The sequence below is a fragment of the Staphylococcus lugdunensis genome, from assembly GCF_001558775.1.
GTDB classification, from domain to species: Bacteria; Bacillota; Bacilli; order Staphylococcales; family Staphylococcaceae; genus Staphylococcus; species Staphylococcus lugdunensis.
On the sequence record NZ_CP014022.1, the window covers coordinates 2,074,155 to 2,100,995 of the forward strand.

At 34.2% G+C, this 26,841-nt stretch carries 26 protein-coding genes and 1 pseudogene; 8 read left to right on the plus strand and 19 right to left on the minus strand.

All coding sequences use genetic code 11. The features are described 5' to 3' along the window. Positions 1 to 310: 310 nt before the first annotated feature. Positions 311 to 493, plus strand: a pseudogene (locus AL499_RS09615) (IS5/IS1182 family transposase); the annotation flags it as partial. A gap of 226 nt (positions 494 to 719) precedes the next feature. Here the strand turns inward: AL499_RS09615 and AL499_RS09620 are convergent. From AL499_RS09620 to AL499_RS09635, 4 genes are all read right to left on the minus strand, one after another. Beyond that, positions 720 to 1,064: a DUF4889 domain-containing protein gene (locus AL499_RS09620; RefSeq protein WP_002460263.1), complete on the minus strand. Its 345-nt coding sequence runs from the start codon at positions 1,062 to 1,064 to the stop codon at positions 720 to 722. A gap of 203 nt (positions 1,065 to 1,267) precedes the next feature. Further along, entirely contained in the window at positions 1,268 to 1,696 is a 429-nt protein-coding gene (locus AL499_RS09625) for a pyridoxamine 5'-phosphate oxidase family protein (protein WP_002492825.1), read from the minus strand. 62 nt (positions 1,697 to 1,758) lie between these two features. Next, positions 1,759 to 3,864, minus strand: a complete 2,106-nt coding sequence (gene rsp / locus AL499_RS09630; protein ID WP_002460261.1) for an AraC family transcriptional regulator Rsp — start codon at positions 3,862 to 3,864, stop codon at positions 1,759 to 1,761. 739 nt (positions 3,865 to 4,603) lie between these two features. Continuing rightward, positions 4,604 to 4,987, minus strand: a complete 384-nt coding sequence (locus tag AL499_RS09635) for a YbgA family protein (RefSeq protein WP_002492829.1) — start codon at positions 4,985 to 4,987, stop codon at positions 4,604 to 4,606. A 156-nt stretch (positions 4,988 to 5,143) separates the two neighbouring features. Here AL499_RS09635 and AL499_RS09640 point away from each other — a divergent pair, with 156 nt between their 5' ends. Further along, a complete protein-coding gene (locus tag AL499_RS09640; protein ID WP_002492840.1) occupies positions 5,144 to 6,586 on the plus strand; it encodes a sucrose-specific PTS transporter subunit IIBC in 1,443 nt (480 codons plus the stop codon). 154 nt (positions 6,587 to 6,740) lie between these two features. Here the strand turns inward: AL499_RS09640 and AL499_RS09645 are convergent, their stop codons facing one another. After that, positions 6,741 to 7,682, minus strand: coding sequence for a magnesium transporter CorA family protein (locus AL499_RS09645; RefSeq protein ID WP_002492827.1), 942 nt, complete (start codon positions 7,680 to 7,682; stop codon positions 6,741 to 6,743). Positions 7,683 to 7,750: 68 nt separating this feature from the next. Then, entirely contained in the window at positions 7,751 to 8,365 is a 615-nt protein-coding gene (locus AL499_RS09650; RefSeq protein ID WP_002492806.1) for a TetR/AcrR family transcriptional regulator, read from the minus strand. Between the two features lie 156 nt (positions 8,366 to 8,521). Here AL499_RS09650 and AL499_RS09655 point away from each other — a divergent pair, with 156 nt between their 5' ends. From AL499_RS09655 to AL499_RS09670, 4 genes are all read left to right on the plus strand, one after another. Further along, positions 8,522 to 9,799, plus strand: coding sequence for a YhgE/Pip domain-containing protein (locus AL499_RS09655; RefSeq protein ID WP_002492848.1), 1,278 nt, complete (start codon positions 8,522 to 8,524; stop codon positions 9,797 to 9,799). Positions 9,800 to 10,128: 329 nt separating this feature from the next. Then, a complete protein-coding gene (locus AL499_RS09660) occupies positions 10,129 to 10,557 on the plus strand; it encodes a MarR family winged helix-turn-helix transcriptional regulator (protein WP_002460253.1) in 429 nt (142 codons plus the stop codon). A 100-nt stretch (positions 10,558 to 10,657) separates the two neighbouring features. After that, a complete protein-coding gene (locus AL499_RS09665) occupies positions 10,658 to 12,016 on the plus strand; it encodes an MATE family efflux transporter (protein WP_002478718.1) in 1,359 nt (452 codons plus the stop codon). Between the two features lie 184 nt (positions 12,017 to 12,200). Beyond that, complete coding sequence (locus tag AL499_RS09670) at positions 12,201 to 12,647, plus strand: DUF2871 domain-containing protein (RefSeq protein ID WP_002492821.1); 447 nt, start codon at positions 12,201 to 12,203, stop codon at positions 12,645 to 12,647. A gap of 271 nt (positions 12,648 to 12,918) precedes the next feature. On the opposite strand, the gene AL499_RS09675 is transcribed toward AL499_RS09670, so the two are convergent. The 12 genes from AL499_RS09675 to AL499_RS09730 all read right to left on the minus strand — a co-directional run bounded on the left by AL499_RS09675 (position 12,919) and on the right by AL499_RS09730 (position 22,938). After that, positions 12,919 to 13,551, minus strand: coding sequence for an ATP-binding cassette domain-containing protein (locus AL499_RS09675; RefSeq protein WP_002492839.1), 633 nt, complete (start codon positions 13,549 to 13,551; stop codon positions 12,919 to 12,921). Then, positions 13,538 to 14,311: an ATP-binding cassette domain-containing protein gene (locus AL499_RS09680; protein WP_002492849.1), complete on the minus strand. Its 774-nt coding sequence runs from the start codon at positions 14,309 to 14,311 to the stop codon at positions 13,538 to 13,540. The genes AL499_RS09675 and AL499_RS09680 overlap by 14 nt, the downstream gene beginning before the upstream one ends. Further along, positions 14,278 to 15,045, minus strand: coding sequence for an ABC transporter permease (locus AL499_RS09685; RefSeq protein ID WP_002492811.1), 768 nt, complete (start codon positions 15,043 to 15,045; stop codon positions 14,278 to 14,280). Before AL499_RS09685 ends, AL499_RS09680 begins: the two co-directional genes overlap by 34 nt. Further along, positions 15,035 to 15,994 carry an ABC transporter permease gene (locus AL499_RS09690; protein ID WP_002460247.1) on the minus strand — a complete coding sequence of 320 codons (960 nt, stop codon included), beginning with the start codon at positions 15,992 to 15,994 and terminating at the stop codon, positions 15,035 to 15,037. Before AL499_RS09690 ends, AL499_RS09685 begins: the two co-directional genes overlap by 11 nt. Beyond that, complete coding sequence (locus AL499_RS09695; RefSeq protein WP_037540593.1) at positions 15,987 to 17,549, minus strand: ABC transporter substrate-binding protein; 1,563 nt, start codon at positions 17,547 to 17,549, stop codon at positions 15,987 to 15,989. Before AL499_RS09695 ends, AL499_RS09690 begins: the two co-directional genes overlap by 8 nt. A 319-nt stretch (positions 17,550 to 17,868) precedes the next feature. Continuing rightward, on the minus strand, positions 17,869 to 18,726 hold the full coding sequence (locus tag AL499_RS09700) for an urease accessory protein UreD (RefSeq protein WP_002478723.1): 858 nt from the start codon (positions 18,724 to 18,726) through the stop codon (positions 17,869 to 17,871). Then, a complete protein-coding gene (ureG, locus tag AL499_RS09705; RefSeq protein ID WP_002460243.1) occupies positions 18,726 to 19,340 on the minus strand; it encodes an urease accessory protein UreG in 615 nt (204 codons plus the stop codon). The genes AL499_RS09700 and ureG overlap by 1 nt, the downstream gene beginning before the upstream one ends. Positions 19,341 to 19,353: 13 nt before the next feature. After that, complete coding sequence (locus AL499_RS09710; RefSeq protein ID WP_002492794.1) at positions 19,354 to 20,043, minus strand: urease accessory protein UreF; 690 nt, start codon at positions 20,041 to 20,043, stop codon at positions 19,354 to 19,356. Then, on the minus strand, positions 20,036 to 20,488 hold the full coding sequence (gene ureE / locus AL499_RS09715; RefSeq protein ID WP_002460241.1) for an urease accessory protein UreE: 453 nt from the start codon (positions 20,486 to 20,488) through the stop codon (positions 20,036 to 20,038). Before ureE ends, AL499_RS09710 begins: the two co-directional genes overlap by 8 nt. Before the next feature lie 12 nt (positions 20,489 to 20,500). Further along, on the minus strand, positions 20,501 to 22,216 hold the full coding sequence (gene ureC, locus AL499_RS09720; RefSeq protein ID WP_002492807.1) for an urease subunit alpha: 1,716 nt from the start codon (positions 22,214 to 22,216) through the stop codon (positions 20,501 to 20,503). Continuing rightward, entirely contained in the window at positions 22,216 to 22,623 is a 408-nt protein-coding gene (locus AL499_RS09725) for an urease subunit beta (protein WP_002492822.1), read from the minus strand. Before AL499_RS09725 ends, ureC begins: the two co-directional genes overlap by 1 nt. 12 nt (positions 22,624 to 22,635) lie before the next feature. Then, positions 22,636 to 22,938, minus strand: coding sequence for an urease subunit gamma (locus AL499_RS09730; RefSeq protein WP_002492818.1), 303 nt, complete (start codon positions 22,936 to 22,938; stop codon positions 22,636 to 22,638). Positions 22,939 to 23,146: 208 nt separating this feature from the next. Between AL499_RS09730 and yut the strand changes: the two genes are divergently transcribed. Then, positions 23,147 to 24,043 carry an urea transporter gene (gene yut, locus AL499_RS09735; protein ID WP_002492837.1) on the plus strand — a complete coding sequence of 299 codons (897 nt, stop codon included), beginning with the start codon at positions 23,147 to 23,149 and terminating at the stop codon, positions 24,041 to 24,043. Positions 24,044 to 24,262: 219 nt separating this feature from the next. Here yut and AL499_RS09740 read toward each other — a convergent pair whose 3' ends face one another. Further along, on the minus strand, positions 24,263 to 24,850 hold the full coding sequence (locus AL499_RS09740; RefSeq protein WP_002492814.1) for a TetR/AcrR family transcriptional regulator: 588 nt from the start codon (positions 24,848 to 24,850) through the stop codon (positions 24,263 to 24,265). Positions 24,851 to 25,053: 203 nt separating this feature from the next. Between AL499_RS09740 and AL499_RS09745 the strand changes: the two genes are divergently transcribed. Next, a complete protein-coding gene (locus tag AL499_RS09745; RefSeq protein ID WP_002492824.1) occupies positions 25,054 to 26,829 on the plus strand; it encodes an oleate hydratase in 1,776 nt (591 codons plus the stop codon). Positions 26,830 to 26,841 lie beyond the last annotated feature (12 nt).

Genomic DNA, 26,841 nt, shown 5'->3' on the forward strand with positions numbered 1-26,841 from the left:
CAAATTTTAACAAAGGGGTCTGGGATATAAATGTCAGAAAGGGTCTGGGACATAAATCTCAGAAAAATAGCGCTCAGATGAATTGAATTCAACTCATCTGAGCGCTTCTTTTTATTCAATACTTCGTATTGTTGGCTCGCTTTCTTAGGGGACAGCTTCAGCCTGTAGTCTTCAACTCGTCCTGTTTCCTCAAGAGTCTCGCCAAAATACGTCGCATTTATATGTAATTTTACATCAACATACTTTAAAAAAATAAGGCACTTTCGTATCATTTAATAAACTTCACTAAACTAAATTAACGAGGTGCCTTATGTATAAAGATTATAATATGAATCAACTTACACTATACACAATGGAAACTTCAATACTTATTCCTACAAATGATATTTCTCGATATGCAAATGAAATTGTTGAAACAATCCCAGATAATGAATTCAAACACCATCGTGGGACTACATCTTATCACCCTAAAATGATAACGAGCTGTATATTATCTAATACATAAGAGAAAAGACAATTTCTATCAAATAATTTTAATAGAAATTGTCTTTTTTACATTGTTTAAGAACTTAATGTCCCAGACCCCGGCTAGATTGACTAGGATTGAATCAGCATATTTTCAATCCAGTCAAGGGCTCCAGCTAAGCATGTGCTGAACCAATACAACTATTGGGTTCAGTATACAATCAAGCTGGGGATTTATTGTATTCTATGCAAAATTAATGATGCATATGTTTCATGTCGTGAATTTTCATCATTAAACCGTGTGGAATATCATCATGTTTCACTTTAGATACACGAGAGAATTCGTCTGAATTTTCATTTTTAACAAGCAAGACAAAATCTCCTTTATGAACGTTTGCATCTGTGTCTTTTGGAAGTTTGACATTTTTTTCTACCTTTTGGTCTTTTTCACTAACCATTTTCTCAATTGTTGTATCATTTTTCATAATACCGTAATACGTATCTTTTTTAGCGCCAGTCATCATGAGAACAACTAAAACAACGCAAGCAATAAGCATTACTACGATTAATGTAATTCCTAATCCCTTTTTACTTTTCATGTTAGAATCTCCTTTATATATTGTTATTTTATTTATACAAGACCTGCTCAAAGAATGCAATATTGAATTATTTTAAATCTGACTTAAAATTTAAAAATGTCAAAATTTGATAACATGTTTATGCTTTAATAAGCAAATATAAAAGGAAAGCTTGTTTGTCTTATACTTCAAGATAACAGGCTTTCCTTTAATTGTTAATTCGCTTATTCGGATAAGTCCAGTGTTGCTGGGGTATCTAAATCAGGATCATTCATTAATTTAATTGTTTTAGGCGTCACTTTTAAGACACATAAATCAGGATCATCTTTAGAAGAAAAGAAACTTTTATCTTGTGTTTCCCATAGCCAATCAATCGTTTGTTGGTCTGTTACAACTTCGATGTTGGTATCAATTTCTACGAAGCTACGCTGTTTCGTATCGTTATATCCTAACAAGATATAGGCACGAGGATTATTTTGTATTTCAGCTACTTTGATTGAATTAATATTAGTCTTAGTGTATAGCTCAAGACCATCATTGTAAAATACCATGTATCTACTGTTTGGCTGATTATGATAGGCTGTAGAAAGTACGCCTACTTTAGAAGTGTTTAAGACATCAGTCATCTCTTGTATTGCTTGTGCTTTATCCAAATGAATCATCTCCTTAATAATGGTATTGCCCAAAATAATTAGAAATAAACGTTGATCTTTACTTAGGTTGGCTTGATACACAAGTATTTGACTTCATCGTGCTTTAATGTAATTTCTCGCGTTTCATGCTGTATTTGCTGAATATATAATTCAGTTTTAGGATAGTTACTGCGGTCTAAATGTTTCAAAATATGCTTTTCTATATATCGTGGATTATTATCTTGAGGTAATAAGTTGGCTATCATGCCATGCTCGTGATTTAATGTCTGCATAATGAATTGTGTTTGCGTATTTAACCGGTTATTTAATTTGAAAATTTGTTTATTGTCTGATAAATAACGGTCATTTATTTTATTAAAGATTAAAAAGTGATAATCCCCATCTTTACGACTTAACATATAATTATTTGTAATTTCGATCGGTTCATTCATAAAAGCAGCAACAAATTGATATAAGTGCATAATCGGTTTCAAACTACCATATTTGTTAAATAGAGCAATGTCAAGGGAGTCATCTTCAAAGAGACGATAACAAATACCACCACCATATTTCATCAATTGTGTAAGGTGACAAACTAAATCAGATAATTGTAATGGAAGACTTCCATTATTTGTATATTTAAAGCACCGCTTTGAGAGGTGACTATACACAAATTTATAAGAAGGTATTTGTGATTCTTGTATAAAGCGCAAATAGTTTTCAAAATGCGTTGCTGTATGTGTGAAACCTTTCGTTTTATCAACAAGTAAATTTTTGATGTTGGTATTCTCTATATCAATAAAGTAAAAATGAAAGTTCATTCTGTGCATTAAGTCATACGTCTCCTGAACTGTTTTAAAATGACGCAGTAAACCATCTATGATAAGGCCATATTTAATATTTTTATGTTTATTTTTAAGCTTTAAATGTGCAAGATGGATATCGTGTGGTGTCATGGATGCACTATCAAATATCAGCATAAACTTAACTTGTTTCAGATGTTTCTTATAATCTTGTGTGTCGTTTAAGAAATTTAAAATCATTTGATACACACTATCAAATTGTTGCTTACTTTTAATGGTTAACGCTAAGCTGATGTTCTTATCAAACAACTTTTCAATACTTAGATTGAGTAAATTTTGATTTAAATGTTGCATCCAATCATTAGACAAGTCATTGATTAGCACAGTAGGATGCGGTAAATACGATAAGTCAATATTGTAATATTCATTGAAAAGATAATGAAAGAGTTCATTAAACGTGTTGAAGCGAATAAAAGCAGTTGCAGTTTGTGTCTGTTGTTGTGGTTTGAAATGATCAATATGAATATTAGTCGTTTCAATAGCTAATTGTTCAAGTCGTGTATTTTGATTAATATAGGACAAAAGATGATCTGGAATAGCTTGAGTAAAATGTAATTGTGGTTTGTCCACAATGTTTTGCAGTCGGATACGAAATTGTTTTGGACTAAAGTTTAAAAACTTTTTAAATTGATTTGTAAAATTAGTATGGCTTGTAAAACCAATTTCTGTCGCTATTGCACTAATAGAATAACGAGTTGTTAACAGCAAATGAAGTGCGCGACATAGTTTTAACGTTGTGTAATATTCTTTGAAATTCATATGCAAATAACGACCGAAAAGATTTGAACAATAAGATTCGGAAATATTACAATGCTGTGCGACATCACTTAAAGTAATATAAGATAACACGTGCTGATTGATAAATGTCAACGCCTTAGTGAAACTCGGATGATTGACTGACATACGCGGTGTATATAAAGATGGATGCTTCACTACTGCTTCTTTAAAAAGTGTTTGGATAATCTTTGATATCGTATCATCATCGTCAATCTCATCACTAACATGCTGATGGATACGGTTAAATAATAGTGATTTAATGTACAAGTTTGATTGCAACAGATGTCGATCAAAATAGTGATAAAAGAATTGAGTATCTTTCATATAAAAATACACGAGTGGAATGCGAAGTTCTACGATATTTTGACCTTGTTCAATATTAAATATATCCCCATGGTTAATGATGGCGATATGATTGTCCAAGTCAAAGGTCGAGCTATTTATTGTCATGCGAAGTTCATTAGTTAATGAAAAAAGTAAAATAATTTGATTAATGTTGCGCGAGGGAGCGCTTGATAAACGTTCATGTATTACTAAAGTGCAAGTCATTTAATATGGTCTCCTAAAATAAAATTCGTGTACACGCAACAAGAAAAAGTCATGTTTTGTGAATAATATTTGCTATTATAGCGGAAATAAACCTAAATAGTAATAGTAAACTTTAAAAAAATATAGCAAATTTCATGAAAAATAGCTTAAAATTTTCAGTTTTGCACAACTTAAAAGTCGAATTAGAAATATGGTGTTTACATTTTGGAAATTTTTAATAGGTTGCAAACATGCTTTTTTGTGCATAATAAAGATATCAATTTGAATCAAATTGGTAATGTGATTTAACACAATAACACCTATGAACAACAGCAATGAACAATGTCATGAACCTGTTACGACAATTGACATCGCAAATCATCATGTAATGTATATGGCAACAGAAGCAGGTTTATAGTTATTATTCAATTAAATGACGTCACATATTTTATAGAACAAACATCATAGAATAACATCATGAGACGTTGTCATGATTGTAGAATGACTTATGCATCACATACACAGAATCAGCAGCAGAGAATAGCTTCTAGCGCAACCTAATCATTAAGTATAAGTAGTAATAAGATATCATTACAGTTGTCAATACTCCCCAGACATAGATGTTAATGTATCGTCAGCGGTTCATATTTATAAACGAATTTTCTATATGGTTTACTTCTTCTTAATTCAATATTGTTTATTATAGAAATTTTGTGTTAAATAACAGCCCATGGATATCCAAAGCGCCCTTATCAAAATATTATTGATGAGGGCGCTGTTGTAATATATGACTCTGTTGTAAATAGTGTACATGATAACGGTCAGCTAATGATTTTATAAATGTTAATAACACATCAAATGACACTTGCTGTTGTTGAAAAGCGTGCTTTAAGTATTGTGCATGTTGTTTTTCTGTGTCAGTTGCTTTGGATTTAAAATAGCCCCACATATGATCGTAGCAATTAATCATACTTCCCATTGTAGGGGATTGTGACAGTGCTTCATTGATTGCTGATTCAACCTCAGCATAAGTTGGTGTTGATTTAAGCATTGCACGTATATGATTATAATGTTGTTGACTATGCATCATCACATGATATTTTTCTTGGCGCCATAATTGTTCGATTTTACCACGTGTTTTCATCGTATCGACTCCTTACATTAGTTATAGCATTTTTACCCATATTTAAAAGATTTAATTAGTTAAAATTTTGTGGCAACTATTGCTTTTGTAATTGTATGCGTTTACAATGAAAGTGAGTTATTGGAACCGGTTCTATTTTTAAAGGAGGCATCTTGCATGAATTATAAACAAGCGGCACAAGAAATTCTTGAAGCTATAGGTGGTGAAGAGAATTTAGAAGCCATGGCACACTGTGCAACTAGACTCAGACTCGTGTTAAAGGATGAAAGTATTGTTGATGAAACGAAATTGGGACAAATGGATGTAGTGAAAGGGACGTTTTCAACAGGCGGACAATATCAAATTATTATTGGGTCAGGCACCGTAAACCATGTGTTTGCTGAACTAGAAAAAATAACAGGAAAAGAAGCTTCAACAACTTCAGAGGTTAAAGAGAAATCTGCTAAAAATTTGAATCCACTACAACGTTTTGTCAAAATGTTGTCTGATATTTTTGTTCCGATTATTCCAGCGATTGTTGCTGGCGGTTTATTAATGGGGATTAATAATATTTTAACCGCGCCAGATTTGTTCTATAAAGGTCAATCGCTTATTGAAAAGCATGACCAATTTGCTGGTTTAGCAAGTATGATAGATATCTTTGCCAATGCACCATTTACGTTATTACCAATTTTAATTGGATTTAGTGCAGCTAAACGCTTTGGTGGAAATCCATTTTTAGGGGCAGCGTTAGGGATGATTTTAGTACATCCATCATTGATGAGTGCCTATGATTTTCCAAAGGCAGTGGAAGCGGGTAAAGCGATACCACATTGGGATATCTTTGGATTACATATTAATCAAGTAGGTTATCAAGGCCAAGTATTACCTATGTTATTTGCAGCTTATATTTTAGCAAATATTGAAAAGGGACTACGTAAAGTCATTCCAACGGTATTAGATAACCTATTAACACCTTTATTAGCTATTTTATCAACAGCATTTTTAACATTTTTATTTGTTGGACCGATTACACGTCAGTTAGGCTATTGGTTATCTGATGGTTTAACATGGTTATATGAATTTGGAGGTGCGATTGGTGGCTTTATCTTTGGTTTATTCTATGCTCCAATCGTTATTACAGGCATGCATCATAGCTTTATTGCTGTTGAAACAACACTGATTGCAGATGTGAAAAATACAGGAGGTTCATTTATCTTTCCAATTGCGACGATGTCAAACGTGGCACAAGGTGGTGCAGCGTTAGCAGCTTTCTTTATTATTAAACAAAATAAAAAATTAAAAGGTGTAGCATCTGCTGCTGGAATTTCAGCGTTACTTGGTATTACTGAACCAGCCATGTTTGGGGTTAATTTAAAATTAAGATACCCATTTATTGGAGCAATTGTTGGCTCAGCCTTTGGAGCAGCTTATATTTCATTCTTTAAAGTTAAAGCCATTGCGCTTGGTACAGCGGGGTTACCTGGATTTATTTCAATCAGCGCATCTCATAGTGGATGGTTACATTACTTTATTGGAATGGTGATTTCGTTTATCATCGCAGCAGGGCTGACTATTATATTATCACGTAGAAAAGCTTATCAAGACGTTAAATCATAGAAAATTGTTTAAGACATAAATATAACGTCTTAAAATTACAACGCCAAAAATGTTTTCATGTGTCGTATTGTAAATAGAAAACAGCAGTAAGATAATTTCTAATTGAAAATCATCTTACTGCCGTTTTTTTCGGATTTATGTCCTAACCTGTTTATTATATTTTTTGTTTGCGCCATAAAAAGGTGCCAACAATTGTGACTAAAATTAATGATACGACTATAACGATAATCCAAGAGGCGTAACTGTGATCGTCAATCGGTAACGGGACGTTCATACCAAAGAAGCTAAAGACTAAAGTTGGTAAGGTCAGTAATACGGTAAACAACGTTAAAGTTTTCATAATATTGTTCATTTCATTAGACAACAATGAAGCATATGACGTGGTAATACTTTCTAAAATACGTGTATACAATTCTGTTGTTTCAATCGCTTGATTGTTTTCAATCATTAAGTCTTCTAATAAATCTTCATCTTCTTCAAAACGTTTAATCGCAGGTAAACGGAATAATTTTTTGATAATTGTATCATTTCCTTTTAATGCAGCTAAGAAATAAACTAAACTTTTCTCAACTTCCATCAAATTATATAGCTGACGATTCGTAATATTATTTTTCAATTCACGCTCAATGCGAATTCTTGATTTGTTCAACAAACGCAAGTTGCGATTATAATGATTCGCAATGGTTAATAATATATTTAAAGCAAAACGACTATGGAATTTCAGATTAATATCTTGTTGTCGCGCAAAATGTTCTAAAAATTCATTTTCAGCATCACAGACAGTCATAATGATGCCATTTCCAATAATAATACCTAGTGGAATCGTGACAAATGACAGCACACGTCGATTGGTTGAATTGACAATAGGTAAGTCAATAATAATTAGTGAATAACCAGAGTCTTCGTCATACTCAATACGTGCACTTTCTTCTGCGTCTAAAGGGTCACGTATAAAGTCTTCGGGAATTTGATAACGCTCAATTAGCGCATCTGCCTCATCACGGTCAGGTTCTACAACGTTAATCCAAGAAGGTGCGTGGTCCAAATCTGTTTCTACTATTTCATTTTGTGTTAAATGTTTGTATGCTGCAATCATACTTACTGATTCCTTTCAATATTACTTACTAAGTTGTTAATACTTTACCACACTTTAACTTTTTGTGCTCAATCATGTTGATGCATATGATGGCGATGTTCTGATAAAAGACGTAAGGGGCCATTGTAGACAATTTTATAAATATATAAAATCAGTTCATCCACAGGCAAGCGTTTGGGGTCTTGAACCCAATACTTCATTACCGAAATCGTGGCACCGGACACATACCTATAGAAATACATTTCGGGTATGCCAGCGATAACATGGTCTACACTTATATAATTTTGCATGTTTTCTTTGAATAATGAATTCATTTTTTCTTCCAAGCGACTTGTACGGTCTAATTTTAAAATTGTGCGATAAAAGTTGATGTTACGATCAATATGATGAAAAATAGTAGTTAGTACATTTTTAATAAATAAGCGTCCCGTTTCTTCAGCATCGTTACCTAAGACATTGTAAAATTCTGTTACATTGGAAATTTCAGCGATACATTCATTTTCCATTTTATCTAATAGTAGATACTTATCTTCAAAGTGTAAATAAAATGTCCCCCGATTAATATCGGCACGTTTGGTAATATCTTGTATCGTAATTTTTTCGATTTCTTTTTCATTTAACAAATCAATAAATGCCTCTTTAATGGCAGATTTAGTCCGTCTAATGCGACGATCTTCTTTCACGATTACTGAAACCTCCTAGTTATAAGACAAATTGAACGAATGTGTTCATTAACGTACACTTTGTCATACATTGCTTATTGTTTATTTGTTCATACCTATTATAATAAACAACGTGATAAATATTCAACACGTTGTTTTATAAAGGAGGTAAGTTTGATGAATATTTTTAAAAGCAAATTATTATGGATTGCGCCTATTGCAGGGATTTTACTATTAATCATCTTTTCATTAGCGTTTTATCCAGCATATAATCCAAAACCTAAAGAAATGCCTATCGCAATTGTTAATCATGATGAAGGTATTAATATACAAGGTAAAAAAGTAAATATTGGAGATAAATTAGAAGATAAATTATTAAATAGTGACTCAGACACCATTAAATGGGTTAAAGTTAAAAATGAAGCAGACTTAAAGCAAGGCATGAAGGATGAAAAATATTACGGTGCTGCTGTCTTCAATAAAGACTTTTCTAAAAATGCGATGAGCAAAACGCAAAAGATTGTGATGGATAGTAAAAAAGCAGAAATGAAAGAAAAGGTTGCATCTGGTGAAATTCCACCACAAGCTGTGCAACAAATGCAGAAAAAGGTGGGTAACCAAAAAGTTGACGTGAAACAAGCTCAATTTAAAACGTATGTCAGCCAAGGTTCAAGTTTGCAAGGTTCACAATTGGCTAATAGCGTTTTAACGAAAATGGGGCAAAATATTAACCAACAAATTACAAAACAAAGCATTAATACATTGGAACAACAGCATGTTGATGTTAAAGCAAGTGATATCGAAGGATTAACGAATCCAGTAAACGTGGATAGTCATACAGTAAATAAAGTGAAAGACCATCAAGGTGGAGGTAATGCACCATTCTTAATGTTTATGCCAGTATGGATAGGCTCATTAGTTATTTCTATCTTATTATTCTTTGCCTTTAGAACGAGTAATAACTTTGCAATTCAGCATAGAGTCATCGCTTCATTTGGTCAAATGATTATGGCTGCGGTATCAGCATTTGCTGGTAGCTTTGCTTATATTTATTTTATGAAAGATGTACTCGGCTTTGACTTTGATCATCCTGTGCGTATTGCAGTGTTTGTAGGTTTGTCAATTCTTGGATTTGTAGGATTGATTTTAGGTGTGATGGTGTGGTTAGGAATGAAATCAATACCATTATTCTTCATTCTAATGTTCTTTAGTATGCAAATGGTCACATTACCAAAACAAATGTTACCTAAAGGCTATCAACATTATGCTTATGATTGGAATCCGTTCACGCATTACGCCACAAGTTTGAAGGAATTGATTTATTTAAATCATCAAATCGAATTTTCAACAACGATATGGATGTTGATTGGCTTTATGATTTTTGGAGCGATTTCAAGTTTAGTTGCAGCTTTAGTGAGAAAACACAGTACAAAACGTACCGAAGTACCATCATAAGATATTAATACATTTACAATATAAAATTTGAAACGCAAAGTGCAGTGATTAGCATTTTGCGTTTCTTGGGAGCGGTACAGAATGGATTATGAATTTATAGTCCCCCCGGCAAGGTTGACTAGGATTGAAAAAGCTTGGTATAAGCGTATTTTCAGTCCAGCCAACTACTGCCGAAATTTAGTTCATAGCCTAAAACATAATGATATCCCTGATTAGACATTCGGCAACAGCTGATTATAAACTGAAAATTTAAACTTTAATATATCGGTTGACTATTTTAAAAAAGAGCGTATGATAATCGTTAGATATCTAACTAATGAGGTCATAATATGAATTATACGTATCAATATTTAATCAGAACACTCGCACATGAGATGAAACGTTATGCTGATCGTAAGCTTGATGAGTATGGCATTACACAAGAACAAAGCCATACACTAGGCTATCTATATCGTCATCAACATGATGGGATTTCACAACAGGATCTTTCTAAAGCCTTTAATCGTAAAGGCGCTACTGTTAGTGCAACAGTAAAGAATTTGGAAAAGATGGATTTGATTTATCGTACGGTTGATGCACAAGATTCAAGACGTAAAATATTACGCTTAACGACAGAAGGAACAGCTTTTGTAGAATCATTTATCGGTATATTTGATGAAGTTGAACAAAAAATGTTAGAAGATTTTTCTGATGTTGAAAAGCTACAATTACAAAATTACTTTAAACGAATGTTAAACAATTTAGCAATAGAGTCATAATAATAAGTGATACATGGCTATCATGGTCACTTTAAATTTTAAATATATCGTTAGATATCTAATTATTAGATATCGAATTAATTTAAGGGAGAATTTGAAAATGAAAGACGAACAAATATATTATTTTGAACAAGCACCCATATTTAAATCTATGATGCACTTTTCATTACCTATGATGATTGGTTCATTATTAAGTGTGATATATGGTATTTTAAATATTTACTTTATTGGATTTTTAGATAACAGTCATATGATTTCTGCAATTTCTTTAACAATGCCGATTTTTGCTTTGTTAATGGCTTTTGGTAATTTATTTGGCGTAGGTGGGGGGACGTTTATTTCTCGTATGTTAGGTGCGAAAGATTATAGTAAAAGTAAAGTGATTAGTAGTTTTTCAATATATAGTAGCCTTATATTAGGTATTATTGTAGCTGCACTTGCCTTTCCATTTACAGATCAAATCGCGCAAGTATTGGGAGCAAGTGGAGAGACTGTACACTTTACGAGTTCTTTTTTGAAAGTGATGTTTTTGAGTTCGCCAGCTGTCATATTATTCTTTGTGTTAGAACAATTTGCTAGAGCAATTGGTAAACCAATGATATCTATGGCAGGTATGCTTTCTAGTGTGGTATTAAATATGATTCTAGACCCTATTTTAATCTTTGGCTTTCATTTAGATGTTGTAGGAGCTGCTTTAGGAACAGCAATTTCAAATGTTGTAGCTGCATTATTCTTTATTATTTATTTTGTAGTAAAAAAGGATATTATTTCAGCAAATATTAAAGAAGCGTTGCCAAGCAAAGAAGTTATGGTTGATATCTTTAAAATCGGTATTCCTGCTTTCTTAATGGTTGTTTTAATGGGTATTACAGGACTTATACTCAATTTGTTTTTAGCTAAATATGGTAACGAAGCGATTGCAAGTTATGGTATTTCATTTAGATTAGTACAATTTCCTGAACTTATTATTATGGGCTTAGCTGAAGGTGTTGTACCGCTTATTGCTTATAATTTTATGTCAAATAAAGAACGAATGAAACATACGATTGAAGCGGTTGTACTTTCAATTGGTGTGATTTTCGCAGTAAGCATGGTTATCGTGATGTTGTTTGGTACATCAATTGTTCAACTATTTAGTACCGATATACACATTGTGGCATTAGCAACCTTTATGTTAAAAGTAACGATGACATCATTATTACTAAATGGTATTGGTTTCTTATTCACTGGGATGTTACAAGCGACAGGTCAAGGGCGTGGTGCAATGATTATGGCGTTAGCACAAGGACTTATTATTATTCCAGTGCTCTTTGTGTTAGATAAATACTTCGGTTTAACAGGTGTAGTATGGTCATTACTTGTGGCTGAAACAATTTGTTCATTGTTAGCTATGTTCATTGTTTACTTATCACGCAATCAACTTACCGTTGATAAAAGTGCATTAATAGAAGCAGAGTAGTAAAGTGGAATCTGGGGCATGATTCCTAGAAAAATAGCCAGTAAATGATTTTTATAACTTCATTTACTGGCTTCTTTATTGTAAAAAAAGAACAGTCTGGGACATAAAAGTGGAACATTCTTTATTTTGTCACTTTAAAGAAATTCATTTTATTTTATAATAAGAATGTGAGGGAGGATTGAAGATGCGCAGAATACTTTATGCATTTTTAACGTATATGATTGTAGGTTTATTAAGTGGCTTTTACTATCGGGAATTGACAAAAGCATATAACTTTACTGGTGATACACAATTATCAGTCGTACATACACATACATTGATTTTAGGTATGTTCATGTTTTTAATACTTATTGGGCTAGAAAAAGTCTTTCAATTAAGTAGCTATTATTTATTTAATTGGTTCTTTGTAATTTATAATATTGGCGTATTGACTACAATTGGTATGATGGCTACAAAAGGTTCATTCCAAGTCATGGGTAAACATGTGCCGGAATCATTTTCAGGCTTTGCAGGAATGGGGCACACTGGTATGTTGGCCGGCTTATTATTACTCTTTTTCTTATTGCGTCAGGCTGCCTTAACAGAGCCCAAAGCAGAATCTAGAACAAGACATAAAACAGACAAACATTAATCAAGATAAATGCAATAATTTAGAACATAAATCGTTTCAGAGTTAAAGAAAAATGGCAATTTCTATTGAAATAATATAGAAACTGCCATTTTTGTTATGCATTTTTTAATTAGTGTTGTGTATTTAATTATACGTAGCGGCTTATTTTTCAAAATAAATGTATTTCGTATTGTGACAAGAATACTGGGTAGGTCATGACAGTCGACGATTTAGTACTATCAATATACTGCTTTGATATCTATAAAGTCATTTTCATACCCTATTCAATTGCTTACGCATGTGCAATTTCTAAATGTTTACCTGGAAGACTGTTTAATAAATAAGGATCGTGTGTGATAACAATGAGTTGCAAGTCTTTCATTTCCCGCAACATTTGTAATATCAATTCTTCATTAATGACATCTAAATTTGTTGTCGCTTCATCCAATATTAAGATATCGGGATTAACTAGCAATGCTTTAGCTATCCATAAACGTTGAAATTGGCCGCCACTTAAGTGGCTTACTTTTTTGTTTAGTAAATGATCATCTATTTTACATTGTCGTATTACTTGATGCAGTCGCTCTGAATGTTCACTAACAGGTATATCAAAGTGTTTCAAAGGTTGTTTAAGTATCCATGCCACTGACTTTAAAGGGTCTAAAGTACTTGCATTATACTGAGGCACATATTGAATGTATTTCATCCATTCAATGTCAGAGACGTTACCTAGAACTAAGTTGTCATAACTGACACTACCGTGAAAGTTTTTATCTAGACCTGCTATGATTTGAGCTAATGTAGACTTACCACTCCCGCTTACGCCGCTAATGATTAAATGCTCACCATTACCTACAGTTAAATCGAAGTTCGTGAATATTTGTTTGTCAGAATACGATTTTTTTAATTGCTTAATCTGTAACATATTGTGTTCTCCTATTTGCTAAGTCAATTAACTTTTGAGTATATGGATGTTGAGGGGACGTTAAAACCTCTTTAGAGCTACCACTTTCAACGATTTGTCCCTCGTACATCACGCTGATATGTGTTGCATAATCTATGACAAGTTCTAAATCATGCGTAATAAATAGAATTGTCATACCATGTTGTTGTATCACATGATGTAATAAAAGCATTAAATGATTTCGATTATCATAGTCTAATGCACTTGTTGGTTCATCAGCAATGAGAAATTTGGCTTCTCGTACAATAGACATAATTAATGCAATGCGCTGTGCCATACCACCGCTAAGTTGAAAAGGGTAGTAGTCAAGTAATTTCGAGTTGTTTTTGAGACCAAGATGATTAAATTGGCGTTCAACAAAGTGATGCTGTTCTTGTCTTGATAATTTAGAATGTACCGAGTCAAACAAGGCATCGAAATGTTTTTGGATACGCACATTTTGAAAGAAATTACTATTTGTATCTTGGAACATTGCATCCGTATCTTCAAGGTTAATGTCCACTTGTCCAGTGTAGTGAAGCTCAGGTTGTAGCATGTTTAGTGCGGTGCGCGCCAATAATGATTTACCACTGCCACTTTCACCTACTAAACAATGAAAACTACCTTCTTTAACTGTTAAATTAAGCTGTTTTAGTAAAGCAACTTTATGATGATAGACAGAGACATCTTGCAAATGTAATAGCGACTTTAATGAATGAAACGACGGTTGAGATACTGACATATCAATGCGAAACCTCCTAGTAAGACACCTGGGAAAAAGAATAGCCAAGGTGCAGAATAGAAATAACTCTTACCATCATAAAGGATGGCGCCTAACTCAGGTAGGGGTGGCTTAACGCCTAAACCTATAAATGCTAAACCAGGAATACTAAGCATTAATTTACCGAAATCTGCAGTAACTAAGGCCATCACATTGCTTAATAAATGAGGTACAATATGATAGATAATTATTTCTAGCTTAGATAAACCGCTCAATGGCGCATATTTGACGAAAGGTTGCTTTTGCGCATCGCGTGCTAAATTTCTAAAATAACGTAAATAACGTCCTAACCAGCCAATAATTAAGGCAAAGCATAAGCCTAAAATAGAATTATTCATAAATCCAAGTACAACGAGGGCAATTATAATGGCTGGTAAAGCAATTAACATATCAGCCAGGGCCATCATGATGGAATCAAACCAGTGACCAATCATTGCTGACAATAAACCTAGAATAAGGCCTAGTATCACCGTGCCAATTAAGATAAACGAGGTTAATCCCAATGTGACCATACTTCCTACAAAGAGGCGAGTTAAAAAGTCTCGGCCTAAATGATCTGTCCCTAGCCAATGTGACCAAGTGGGTGGCATGAGTGCTGCTGTTTGATGAATCATATTTGCTTGATCATATAATAGATAGGTAAGCATGATTAGAATTAAAATAATGACAGGCCATATCCAGTACTTAATTTTCATATGTTATATGGCCTCCTAACGTTTTAGACATTTTTAGTCGAGGATCACTTTTTTCAAGTAAAATATCTCCAAAGAAATTGAGAAGTAAAATAATGAATATAATCATCATTAAGATACCTTGAATTAAAGGATAATCACGCATATTTATACCATTGATTAATAATTTTCCTAAACCAGAAATACTAAAAATTACTTCTAAAATAATGATACGACTAAATAAGTGAATGAAATTGTTAATTGTAATCGTCAACAACGGTGCTAAAATTTCTTTCAGTTGTAAATAAATACGATCTTTTAATTTGAAGTGACGTAATTGAGCTAATTGATAAGGTTGACTATATAATGTTTGTTCAAAAAGGTGGCTGCTTAATAAAATCATATGGCTCCCTTCAACGAGTACTAAAATCGTAATCGGAAGTACAAAATAAGCCCAACTATTACTTCCTACAAAAGGGAATAAGTGCCACTTTACGCCAAAGTAATAAATAAAGATAATCGCTAACCAATATTCAGGTAATGATGTGATGATTTGAGCAATACGTGTAGTGACTTTTGACCATAGGTGATTTGGATGATTCCCACATATGTATCCAATAATATAACCAAGTGGAAATAGAATCATCGCTGACCCTAAAATTAATTTAAGTGTTGGCGCAGTTGCTTTGATAATTCGTTCAGTAACGGGTTCACCATTGCTAAAGCTTGTTCCTAAATTACCAGTACAGGCATTGCCAACCCATTGAACATAACGAACGGGCAAAGCTTGGCTCAAGCCAAGTTTATCTTGCGCAAACTTGATGCGTTCTTGAGTAATTTGAGCAACACCATGTTCATGTAAATATTGAATCGCCGGATTGCCGGTTGTGTTTTCTAACAGAATAAATAGTATAAATGAAATAATGAGCAAATAAATCATTAGTTTAATGATGTGTTTAACGATATTAATCATGATTTGACACCTTCAATTTATCAAAGTTTATAGGTGCGTCCGTTTGTCCAGAGAAGTCGAAATCTTTAATCTTAGGACTCGTAACAAATGTTTCATTAGGGTATGCGATAGGCACAGCAAGATATTGGCTGTCAATATAATTAGACAATCGGTTAAAGGCTTGTTGCTGTTGATGCGTATTAATAATTGTAGGAAATTGTTCTATCATTGATGTTAATTTCTGATTATCCGCAAAAGCCCCTGGCTGTTTACCATTTTGTTTAAAACGTGCATTCAAGAAATTATAAGGCATCAACCCATTCGTATAACTACGATAATAGATAAGATCGAAGTCTTTACGTACCGTCAATGTTTCATAATAGGTTTGTGCATCTAAGACATTAATATCCAACTTAATGCCTGCTTTTTTCAATGCTTGTTGCATGATTTCAGCTTTCATTTTCCATTCAGGAAATTCGTCCGTTTGAAGGGCGAGTTTCAGTGAAAGTACTTTACCGTCCTTTTCGAAGTAACCATCACCATTTCTTGTATAACCTAATTGCTTAATCAAGCGTTGCGCTTCAGCTGGGGCATACGTATGGTCATTTTGATTAGCTTTATTTACAAATTGCACGCCACTTTGGAATAAACCTTTTAACGTTTTATTTGAAGAAAGATGATTGACATTGATAGCCTTACTTATTGCTTCGCGCATCTTTTTATTTTGTAATACTTTGTTAGTTGGATTGAAACCCATAAATTGCGTTTCAGTGCTTGGATATTTATGTACGGTTAAATGCTTGTTACGATAAGATTCCTTAACTTGTTGCGGTGTCATCTGACCTAATGCGCCACCAGTAATGTCAATGGAATGGCTTTCAATCGCTAGATGTCGTGAATCACTATCTTCAATCGATTGAAAAGTAAGACGATAATCTAATGGATGGCCATTACGATAATATTTATTGGGTTTAAACGTCACCGTCTCATTTGTCGAACCGGCTACTTTGAAAGGCCCAGTGCCGATTGCTTTCTTAAATTTACCAGTTATTTTACCGCCTTGAACTGCATGCGGACTCATTACACGCAGTGGTCTAATCTGGGTAAGCTCTGGTAACACTTGGTTAGAAGGCTTTTTAAGTTTAATCTCCACAGTATATTTATCTTTGACAGTAATGGATTTGAGTTTATCCAACGTTTCCATAGGATCTGTCTTATCAGTTGCTTTGGCTCTTTCTATTGAAAATTTGACTGCTGATGCATCAAAGTTAGATCCGTCATTAAATTTTACATGCTGTTTTAAATGAAAGGTATAATCTTTACCATCATTTGATACGTCCCATGATTTAGCTAGTCCAGGTTCTATTTTGCCATTTTCACCATATTTTACGAGCGATTGATACACTGCACTATACACTGGCATAGGTACATCAAATCCTTGTGCATCAAGTTGATTAGGATTAAATTCTCGTGGTAGTGACAATGTTACTTCTTTATTATCACGGTGTTGATACCCACAACCACTTAGGATGAGTACAGCACACATGGAAAGTGAAAACAACATGTGCTTTTTCATTATTTAACCTTCTTTCGATTATATTGATATAGAGTTGATATAAGCAGGGAACGGGAAAAATTCATTATGAATTCGTAGTCCTGCCCCGCCAAGGTTGACTAGGTTTGATAAAGCTTGGTATCAGCGTATTTTCAATCCAGTCAACTACTGCCAATATCAGAGTCTAAAATATAATGATGTACTAGACTCACGCTTATTTTAAATTGTTAAAAAGTTTATATCGCAAACATAAGCTGAAAATTATAAATCATCGCCATTCATAAAATCAAGCACCTTATTGTTAGAAATAATATCAACGATAAGGTGCTTGTTCTTGAGTTTAATATTTTCTTAAGAAATCTAGCTTACGATGATATAATTTATCTGCGATATAAGCTTGAACGTTATATAGAATTGTCTCAATGTCTTGAGTCATGTTTGAGAGCACGCGAACGGTAAAACCGTGTGTTGGCAATTGTGTAATACCAAGTCGACAATCATACGTTTGTGTAAAATCTTTAATCTGGGCATAAACCTCATCGATAAGCTTTTGTGTTATATTCGGGTGAATACAATAGGCTGACCCTATATGTGTATAGTGCTCCATATAACCAATTGAATTCATATTGGTTTTGTTTGGATCCATGAGTAAATTATCATAAGTGACTAATGCTTCATCTATATAGATTTCATTAATTAAATGCATATAATGATACGTAAAGTTCTTGTCAGTTGTTGAATAACCAGGTGTTAATATATCTGTATAAAACATAGAGGCATTATCTTTTAAGTTAAATACGTTATGTTGGAAAAACTTCGCATTTTCATAAGCGATAATAGGATCTGCAACGTATTCCATGTAGCCATCTTGCGCAATGTTAAACGTTTGATACTGTTCAACGCGATCGCTTAATGTTTTATATATTTTCGTGGCACCTTGTGATGTAAGCGTGACTGCTGCCCCGTTATCAATATTAATATTCATACGATAGCGATCGCCATCTAGATAGCCGCCACCCACATTAACAATATAGAACGTGGGAATTTTAGATTGATTTAAATAGACAGGGCGCATCACTTTTAATGCCTTTTCAAAGAAGATATTGCGTGCAACCGAACGCTTGCCATTATGAAAGACAGTTAAATCAAGCTGACCTGTCCAAGATGGTTCGATGTCTTGCTTTGCTTTGTCAGCCATCAAGCTAATCCTTTAAGTAATACATCACGTTCAATCCATTCAATCACATCATCTAAACCATCATCGGTTTTAAGATTTGTAAAGGTAAAAGGTCGATTACCACGAAATGTTTTTGTATCTTCGGCCATTTGATCTAAAGACGCACCAACAAATTCAGCTAAATCTGTTTTATTAATTACAAAGTAGTCAGATTTAATCATACCTTGTCCACCTTTACGTGGAATCTTTTCACCTTGGGCCACATCAATAATGTAAATAGAAAAATCAACGAGTTCAGGACTAAATGTTGCTGCTAAATTATCGCCGCCAGATTCGATGAAGATTAGCTCGATATCCTCATTGCGTTCTAACAACTCATCAATGGCTGCAAAGTTCATTGAAGCATCTTCACGGATGGCTGTATGTGGACAACCGCCTGTTTCAACACCAATAATTCTATCTTCAGCTAATACGCCAGTATTCACTAATATTTTTTGGTCTTCTTTCGTATAAATGTCATTAGTAATAACCCCGATACTTAAATCTTTAGACAGGCGGCGCACTATTTTTTCAACTAATTGTGTTTTACCTGCACCAACAGGACCGCCAATACCAATTTTAATTGGATTTGCCATAACTTATAACCTCCTAAGAAATAAAAATTCTCACATTAACATTTTCATGCTCCATTTGGTTCAACTCTAGACCCGGTGCTGTAATACCGAAATCTTCCTCATTTAATGTGAAAATATGTTGTCGCGTATGTTCGATATAAGGAATCAAGTCTTTCACAACTTGTTGACCCGTTGTTTGGCCAAGTGGAATGGCACGGACTGCATTTTGAGTCAAACTGGAAACATTTTGATAAAGATAATAATCAATAATTGTTTCGATATTTACACCTAAATAATGTCCTAATATGGTGAAACAGATAGCTGGATGCAACTTAGCTTGCTTCTCAGCCATTTGCTTAAGATACCATGCTATCCATTCACTGTCATAAAGCTCATTGGCTAATTTCGCCATGCGCGTACCCATTTGTTTGGCGCCTACGCGTGTTTCGCGAGGGAGACTTTGTACAAAGATTAAACGATCGACTTTTAATAGTTTCTCGGTATCTCCATCTTCCAAAGCTTGATAAACGAGGCGCATAGCTAAGCCATCTGAATAAGTCAATTGTTCATCTAAGAATAATTGTAACCATGCTTTAAATGTTGCAGCATCTTTAACTGCATCGCGTTGAATATAAGTTTCAAGCCCAAATGAATGACTGAACGCACCTGTTGGAAACTGTGAATCACAAAACTGGAATAGTCTTAAATGTGAATGATCAATCATGCGAATGTCCTATATGTCTAAATGCTTTATTTACTTTTCGATCTTCATGACTATAGGGGATACCTAATGTTTTAAGTAAGTCTTCTACTAAATAGTCATATTGGACAAGCATTTCAGTTTCAGTAAATTGTGCTGGTAGGTGACGATTACCGAGTTGATGCGCAATGTCTCCCATTTCTTGTAATGTGCGTGGTTGAATAACAAGTAAGTCTTCCGAGTTAACATCTACGACAATCATATTCGTCTCATCTTGATATAAAATATCGCCATATTGTAGATCGATAGGCTGTCTTAAACGAATACCAAGTTCAGTGCCATGATCTGTTGTCACGCGTTGAATACGTTTAACCAAGTCTGAATTTTCAAGGTACACTTTTTCAATATGTTTACTTTTTTCTTCTGCAGTAAGATTAGCAATATTGCCTTGTATTTCTTCAATAATCATTAACATATCCTCCTAGAATAAGAAGTATCTTTGAGTTAGTGGTAATTCAGTCGCAGCTTCACTTGTAATTTTTTCACCGTCAACAAATACTTCGTATGTTTGTGGATCTACGTCTAATTTTGGTGTTGCGTGGTTATGCTTCATATCTTTTTTGGATAAGTTACGTATACCATGTACTGGACGTACCATACGTTTCAAGTTAAGCAGATTATAAATACCATTTTCATAAGCCGTGGTAGAAACAAATGTAATGGCTGTATGTTGTATGTTTGTACCATATTGGCCATACATTTTACGATATTTTTGAGGTTCTGATGTTGGTATAGAACCATTGGCATCACCGTTGACAGCAGAATTGATTAAACCTCCTTTAACTACAAGCTCAGGTTTAACGCCAAAGAAGATAGGATCCCACATGACTAAATCAGCTAATTTTCCACTTTCGATTGAACCCACATAATCAGAAATACCATGTGTAATGGCAGGGTTTATTGTGTATTTTGCGATATAACGTTTAATACGATGATTGTCGTTATATTCTGTATCACCTTCTAAAACACCGCGTTGTTCTTTCATACGATGTGCGACTTGCCAAGTTCGTATAATCACTTCGCCCACACGTCCCATCGCTTGAGAATCAGAGCTAATCATACTGAAGACACCCATGTCTTGAAGGACATCTTCGGCAGCAATGGTTTCTTTTCTAATACGGGAATCAGCAAATGCAATGTCTTCTGGAATTGAAGCGTTCAAATGATGTGTAATCATGACCATGTCTAAATGTTCATCAACTGTATTTTGTGTATATGGTAATGTAGGATTCGTAGAGGACGGTAAAATATTTGGATATGATGCGGATTTGATTAAGTCGGGTGCATGTCCACCGCCAGCGCCTTCAGTATGGTACATATGAAGTACACGATCTTTTACGGCTGCCATTGTATCTTCCATGAAGCCAGCTTCATTTAAGGTGTCAGCATGTAAAGCAATTTGTACATCAAATTCATCTGCAACATCTAATGCGTGACGCAATGCTGAAGGTGTTGCTCCCCAGTCTTCATGTACTTTGAGGCCAATGGCACCAGCATGTATTTGTTCAATTAAAGCTGTATGATTGACTGCTTGACCTTTGCCAGTGAACCCGACATTAATTGGTAGCGCTTCAGCTACTTCTAACATGCGATGGATATGCCAAGGACCTGGTGTCACTGTTGTTGCTTTTGTTCCTTCAGAAGCACCTGTGCCACCACCAATGTGTGTTGTAATACCACTTTCAAGTGCTACTTCAGCTTGCTCAGGATTAATAAAGTGCACGTGTGTATCAATGCCACCTGCAGTTACGATTTTACCTTCAGCAGCGATGATATCTGTGGTTGCACCAATAATAATGTCTACATTGTCCATAATATCAGGGTTGCCGGCTTTACCAATACCCATAATATAGCCATTTTTAACGCCAATATCTGCTTTTACAACTTTATCGTAATCAATGATAAGGGCATTCGTTAGCACTAAATCAGCCACTTTGCGATCATCTCGAGTGACGTTTGGGTTTTGTGCCATGCCATCACGGATAGATTTACCGCCACCAAATGTCGCTTCATCACCATAATTGGCATAATCTTTTTCAACTTGTGCAAATAAATTAGTATCACCAAGTCGTACTGAGTCACCTACAGTTGGTCCGTACAAGCTTGTATATTGAGATTGCGTCATTTTAAAGCTCATTAATCTTGTCCTCCTTTTTTATTAAGGTTTTCTTCACCTTGGTCATTGAAGACACCAGCATAGCCATCATGCTCACCAGTAGGGCGATAGACGCGTGTTTCATCAATTTTGCCATTGACCATACCTCTGAAACCATAGATATTACGATGACCAGCATATTCAACAAGTTGTACTTTTTTTTCGTCACCTGGTTCAAACCGAACGGCTGCACCTGCTGGAATGTCTAAATGTTTGCCATAAGCTTTTTCACGTTCAAATTTTAAAGCTTTATTTGCTTCATAAAAGTGAAAGTGAGAACCAACTTGGATAGGACGATCACCAGTATTTTTAACTGTAAGAACAGTTTCTGGATGACCTTGATTAATTTCTATATCAGTGTTTTTGACTTTAATTTCTCCAGGAATCATAAATTTGCCTCCTTATACAATAGGGTGATGGACAGTGATAAGTTTCGTGCCGTCTGGGAACGTCGCTTCTATTTCAAGCTCAGTTATCATACTTGCTACGCCATCCATAACATCCTCTTCATTTAGAATTGTTTTACCATAACTCATAAGCTCAGCTACTGTTTTGCCATCCCGAGCCCCTTCTAATAATTCATCACTAATCAGGGCAAGTGCTTCAGGGTGATTAAGCTTCAAGCCTCGTGCTTTACGGCGTCTTGCTACTTCTGCGGCAACAACTATCATTAATTTATCTTGCTCACGCTGTGTAAAGTGCAAATCAATTCCTTCTTTCTAAATTTAAATTTAAGTGCATAAACCATATTAGAACTACTAAAGGAGTTTAACAAGTATTTTACTATTTTTAATAAATTTTTATACATCAAATTGCTGTTATAAAATTATAACTAATACAAAAATATTTTTTTCACAGCTTTAAAATGCTAAAATTTGTATTATCTCAAAAATTTATAAGTAAGGTGAGTTTGTGGAAAAAATAGATGTGTTTTTGAAGAACATTGCTCAAGTTGTCTTGATTAATAGTAAATGGACTGGATTATTTATTTTGATTGGATTATTTGTGGCGGATTGGGAATTGGGTTTAGCTGCAGCATTAGGCAGTGCATTGTCAGTTTTGTTGGCACCATATTTTAATTATAGTGCCGAGGAAATTCACAATGGATTAGCAGGTTATAACTCAGTACTAACAGCGATTGGACTGGCGTTATTCTTACAATCAACCACTATCGCTTGGATTGTTTTAGTTATTAGTGTTATTTTAACGTTGCCAGTAGGTGCTGCTACACGTGAATTTTTAAAGTCTTATGGCGTTCCTATGTTAACTTTTCCATTTGTCTTAATGACTTGGTTAATCCTAGCAATGACGACTCAGTTTTCAAAATTAAGTGTTACTGTTGATATTTTACCCCTACATGTTAAACATCCAGTGATTAGCCACCATCATATAAGTTGGTTAAGTGGCATAACGACGAATTTTAGTGAAATTTTCTTAGTGACATCTATTGGTGGTAGTGTGTTGATATTGATTGGTATCTTTTTAGGTTCAATTAAGGGTGGAGTATATGCGCTAATTTCAAGTATATTTGCAGTTGCATGTATTGCATTATTAGGTGGAGATTATCCAACCATCGCAAATGGCTTATATGGTTATAATGCTGTCCTTACAGGGATTGCTTTAGGTGCAACATTCATGACTAAATTGAATAAGTATATTGCAGTTATCACAGGATTGCTGTTAACGATAGTGATGCATGGTGCACTAGCAACGTTGCTTACGCCAGTTGGATTACCTATATTAACGGCACCATTTATTTTTGCCACGTGGCTCGTGTTGTTTGCGGGAAAAATGTCAAATGAAAATTAAGTGATGCAAAAACATGCAAGAAGCGTAAAGTGAATGTTCAAAAAACGCACGCTTATACCAGAAATGAATTAACCGACTATGGAAGCCGACAAAAAATGATTCATAAATTAACCTTTAAAAATAAAACATGTTATTCATAATGAAATGGTTATAATGTATCCCCAATAAAGACAAATTCTACTGAGTCTGTCTCTATTGGGGATTAAAAATTTTTTTACGTTATTTCAATTTCTTCAAATGGATTTCTCTAGCACCACAAATAATTGTTACAATTTCATTTACTACTTTATCGATAGGTTGTTGTTGACCATGTTGAATCCAATTTGTAATAATACTTAAAATACCACCTGTTAAAAACTCACTATAAATCGTGACGTCTACATAAAATTGACCATTTTGTTTATCAAAATCGATTTGCTTCTTTACTGCTGCGTAGATTTGATCATAAAAAATGTTATAAACTTCTCCGTAAAAATTTAAAGTAATAACGCTACGAACCGTATCTTTATGATGATGAATAAATGTTAAAATATCAGTCATTAGCTTTTCAAAAAATTGTCTTGGGTTATCTGGATTAATTTCAGGTAAGTACAGTTCTCTGAAATGGTCAATCAAAATCCCGACGACATGATTAAGTAAATGGTATTTATCATTAAAGTGGCGATAAAAGGTTGACCGTCTAATATTTGCTTTATGACATAAATCCTGAATCGTGATTTGTTCAAAAGTCTTTGTTTTTAGCAGTTGATGAAAAGCTGTCATGAGTGCTTGATGTGTTTTTTGCACACGTAAATCTTGTTTATTCATTATATTCACTCCCAATACGATATAGGACAATTTTTCGTAAATGTCGCTTAAGTTACAGACACATATAAATGCCTCACAATAATAGACCTTCATCTATTTATAATATAAGAGAAGGGTAGATTTATTTTCTGAATAATTACTTATAGTTTACTACTTTTCATCTTTAAAATTAAAAAATATGACAAATTTTGGAAGTGATATCAATGTACTATAGTAATGGAAATTATGAAGCGTTTGCGCGACCAAAAAAACCTGAAAACGTAGAACAAAAGTCAGCTTATTTAATTGGATCAGGATTAGCATCTTTAGCAGCTGCATGTTTCTTAGTTAGAGACGGGCAAATGGATGGGGCAAAAATCCATGTGTTAGAAGAATTAGCTAAACCTGGTGGAAGTTTAGATGGAGATGAACTTCCTATGAAAGGCTATGTCGTACGTGGCGGAAGAGAAATGGAGAATCATTTCGAATGTCTATGGGATTTATTTAGATCTATTCCATCACTTGAAGTAGAGGGGGCTTCTGTATTAGATGAATTTTATTGGTTAAATAAAGAAGATCCCAATTACTCAAGATGCCGTGTGATTGAAAAAAGAGGTCATCAGTTACCAACGGATGGTGACTTCACTTTAACGAAACAAGCAATCAAAGAAATGATAGATTTATGCTTGATGACAGAAAAAGATTTAAATGATGTGATGATTTTTGAGGTCTTTTCAAAAGATTTTATGAATTCGAACTTTTGGATTTATTGGAAGACGATGTTCGCCTTTGAACCATGGCATTCTGCGATGGAAATGCGCCGCTATTTGATGCGTTTTGTGCATCACATTGGTGGATTAGCAGATTTCAGTGCCCTTAAGTTTACAAAATATAATCAATATGAATCACTAGTACTGCCTATGATTGCCTATCTAGAATCCCATGGTGTACAGTTTGAATATGATGTTCAAGTACTTGATATTAAAGTAGATGTTACAACGACAGAGAAGGTTGCTCGCGAAATGAAACTTAAACGTCAAGGCAAAGAGGAGACAATGCTATTAACGCCGAATGACCTCGTCTTTGTGACAAATGGTAGTATTACTGAAAGCTCAACTTATGGAGATAATGAAATCCCAGCACCTCCTACGAAAGTCACAGGAGGTAGTTGGAACTTATGGCGTAATCTTGCTAAACAAAGCCCTGAGTTTGGTCACCCAGAAAAGTTTTATCAAGATTTACCTGAAAAAAGTTGGTTTGTGTCAGCAACTGCAACGACAAATAATAAGATAATCATTGATACTATCGAAAGCATATGTAAGAGGGATCCCCTTGCCGGCAAGACGGTAACTGGAGGTATTATTACGGTTAATGATTCGGCATGGCAAATGAGTTTTACTGTTAATCGCCAACAACAATTTAAAGCACAACCTAAAGATGAGGTGAGTGTATGGATTTATGCACTCTATTCTAATGTCAAAGGGGATTATATCAACAAGCCGATTGTGGAATGTAGTGGTAACGAAATTTGCCAAGAATGGTTATATCATATGGGTGTGCCTACTAATCAAATTAAAGATCTTGCTCAAAACCAATGTAATAGCATACCAGTTTATATGCCTTATATTTGCTCATATTTTATGCCAAGAGCCATAGGTGATAGACCACTTGTTGTGCCACATCAATCACGCAATTTAGCATTTATTGGTAATTTTGCAGAAACAGAGAGAGATACGGTCTTTACTACAGAATATTCAGTAAGAACTGCCATGGAAGCCGTATATCAATTGTTGAACATAGATCGAGGTGTCCCAGAAGTTGTTGCGACAGAATTTGATTTGCGTGTCTTAATGGACGCGATGTACGAACTCAATGATGGTAAAGGCTTGGTTGAACTGGTCGAGCAAAAGAAACTAAAACAAGTTGCCCTTAATGCTTTCTTGAAAAAAATAAAAGGCACGTATATAGAGCAATTATTGAAACAACATAAGTTGCTATAGGTGCAAGAGATG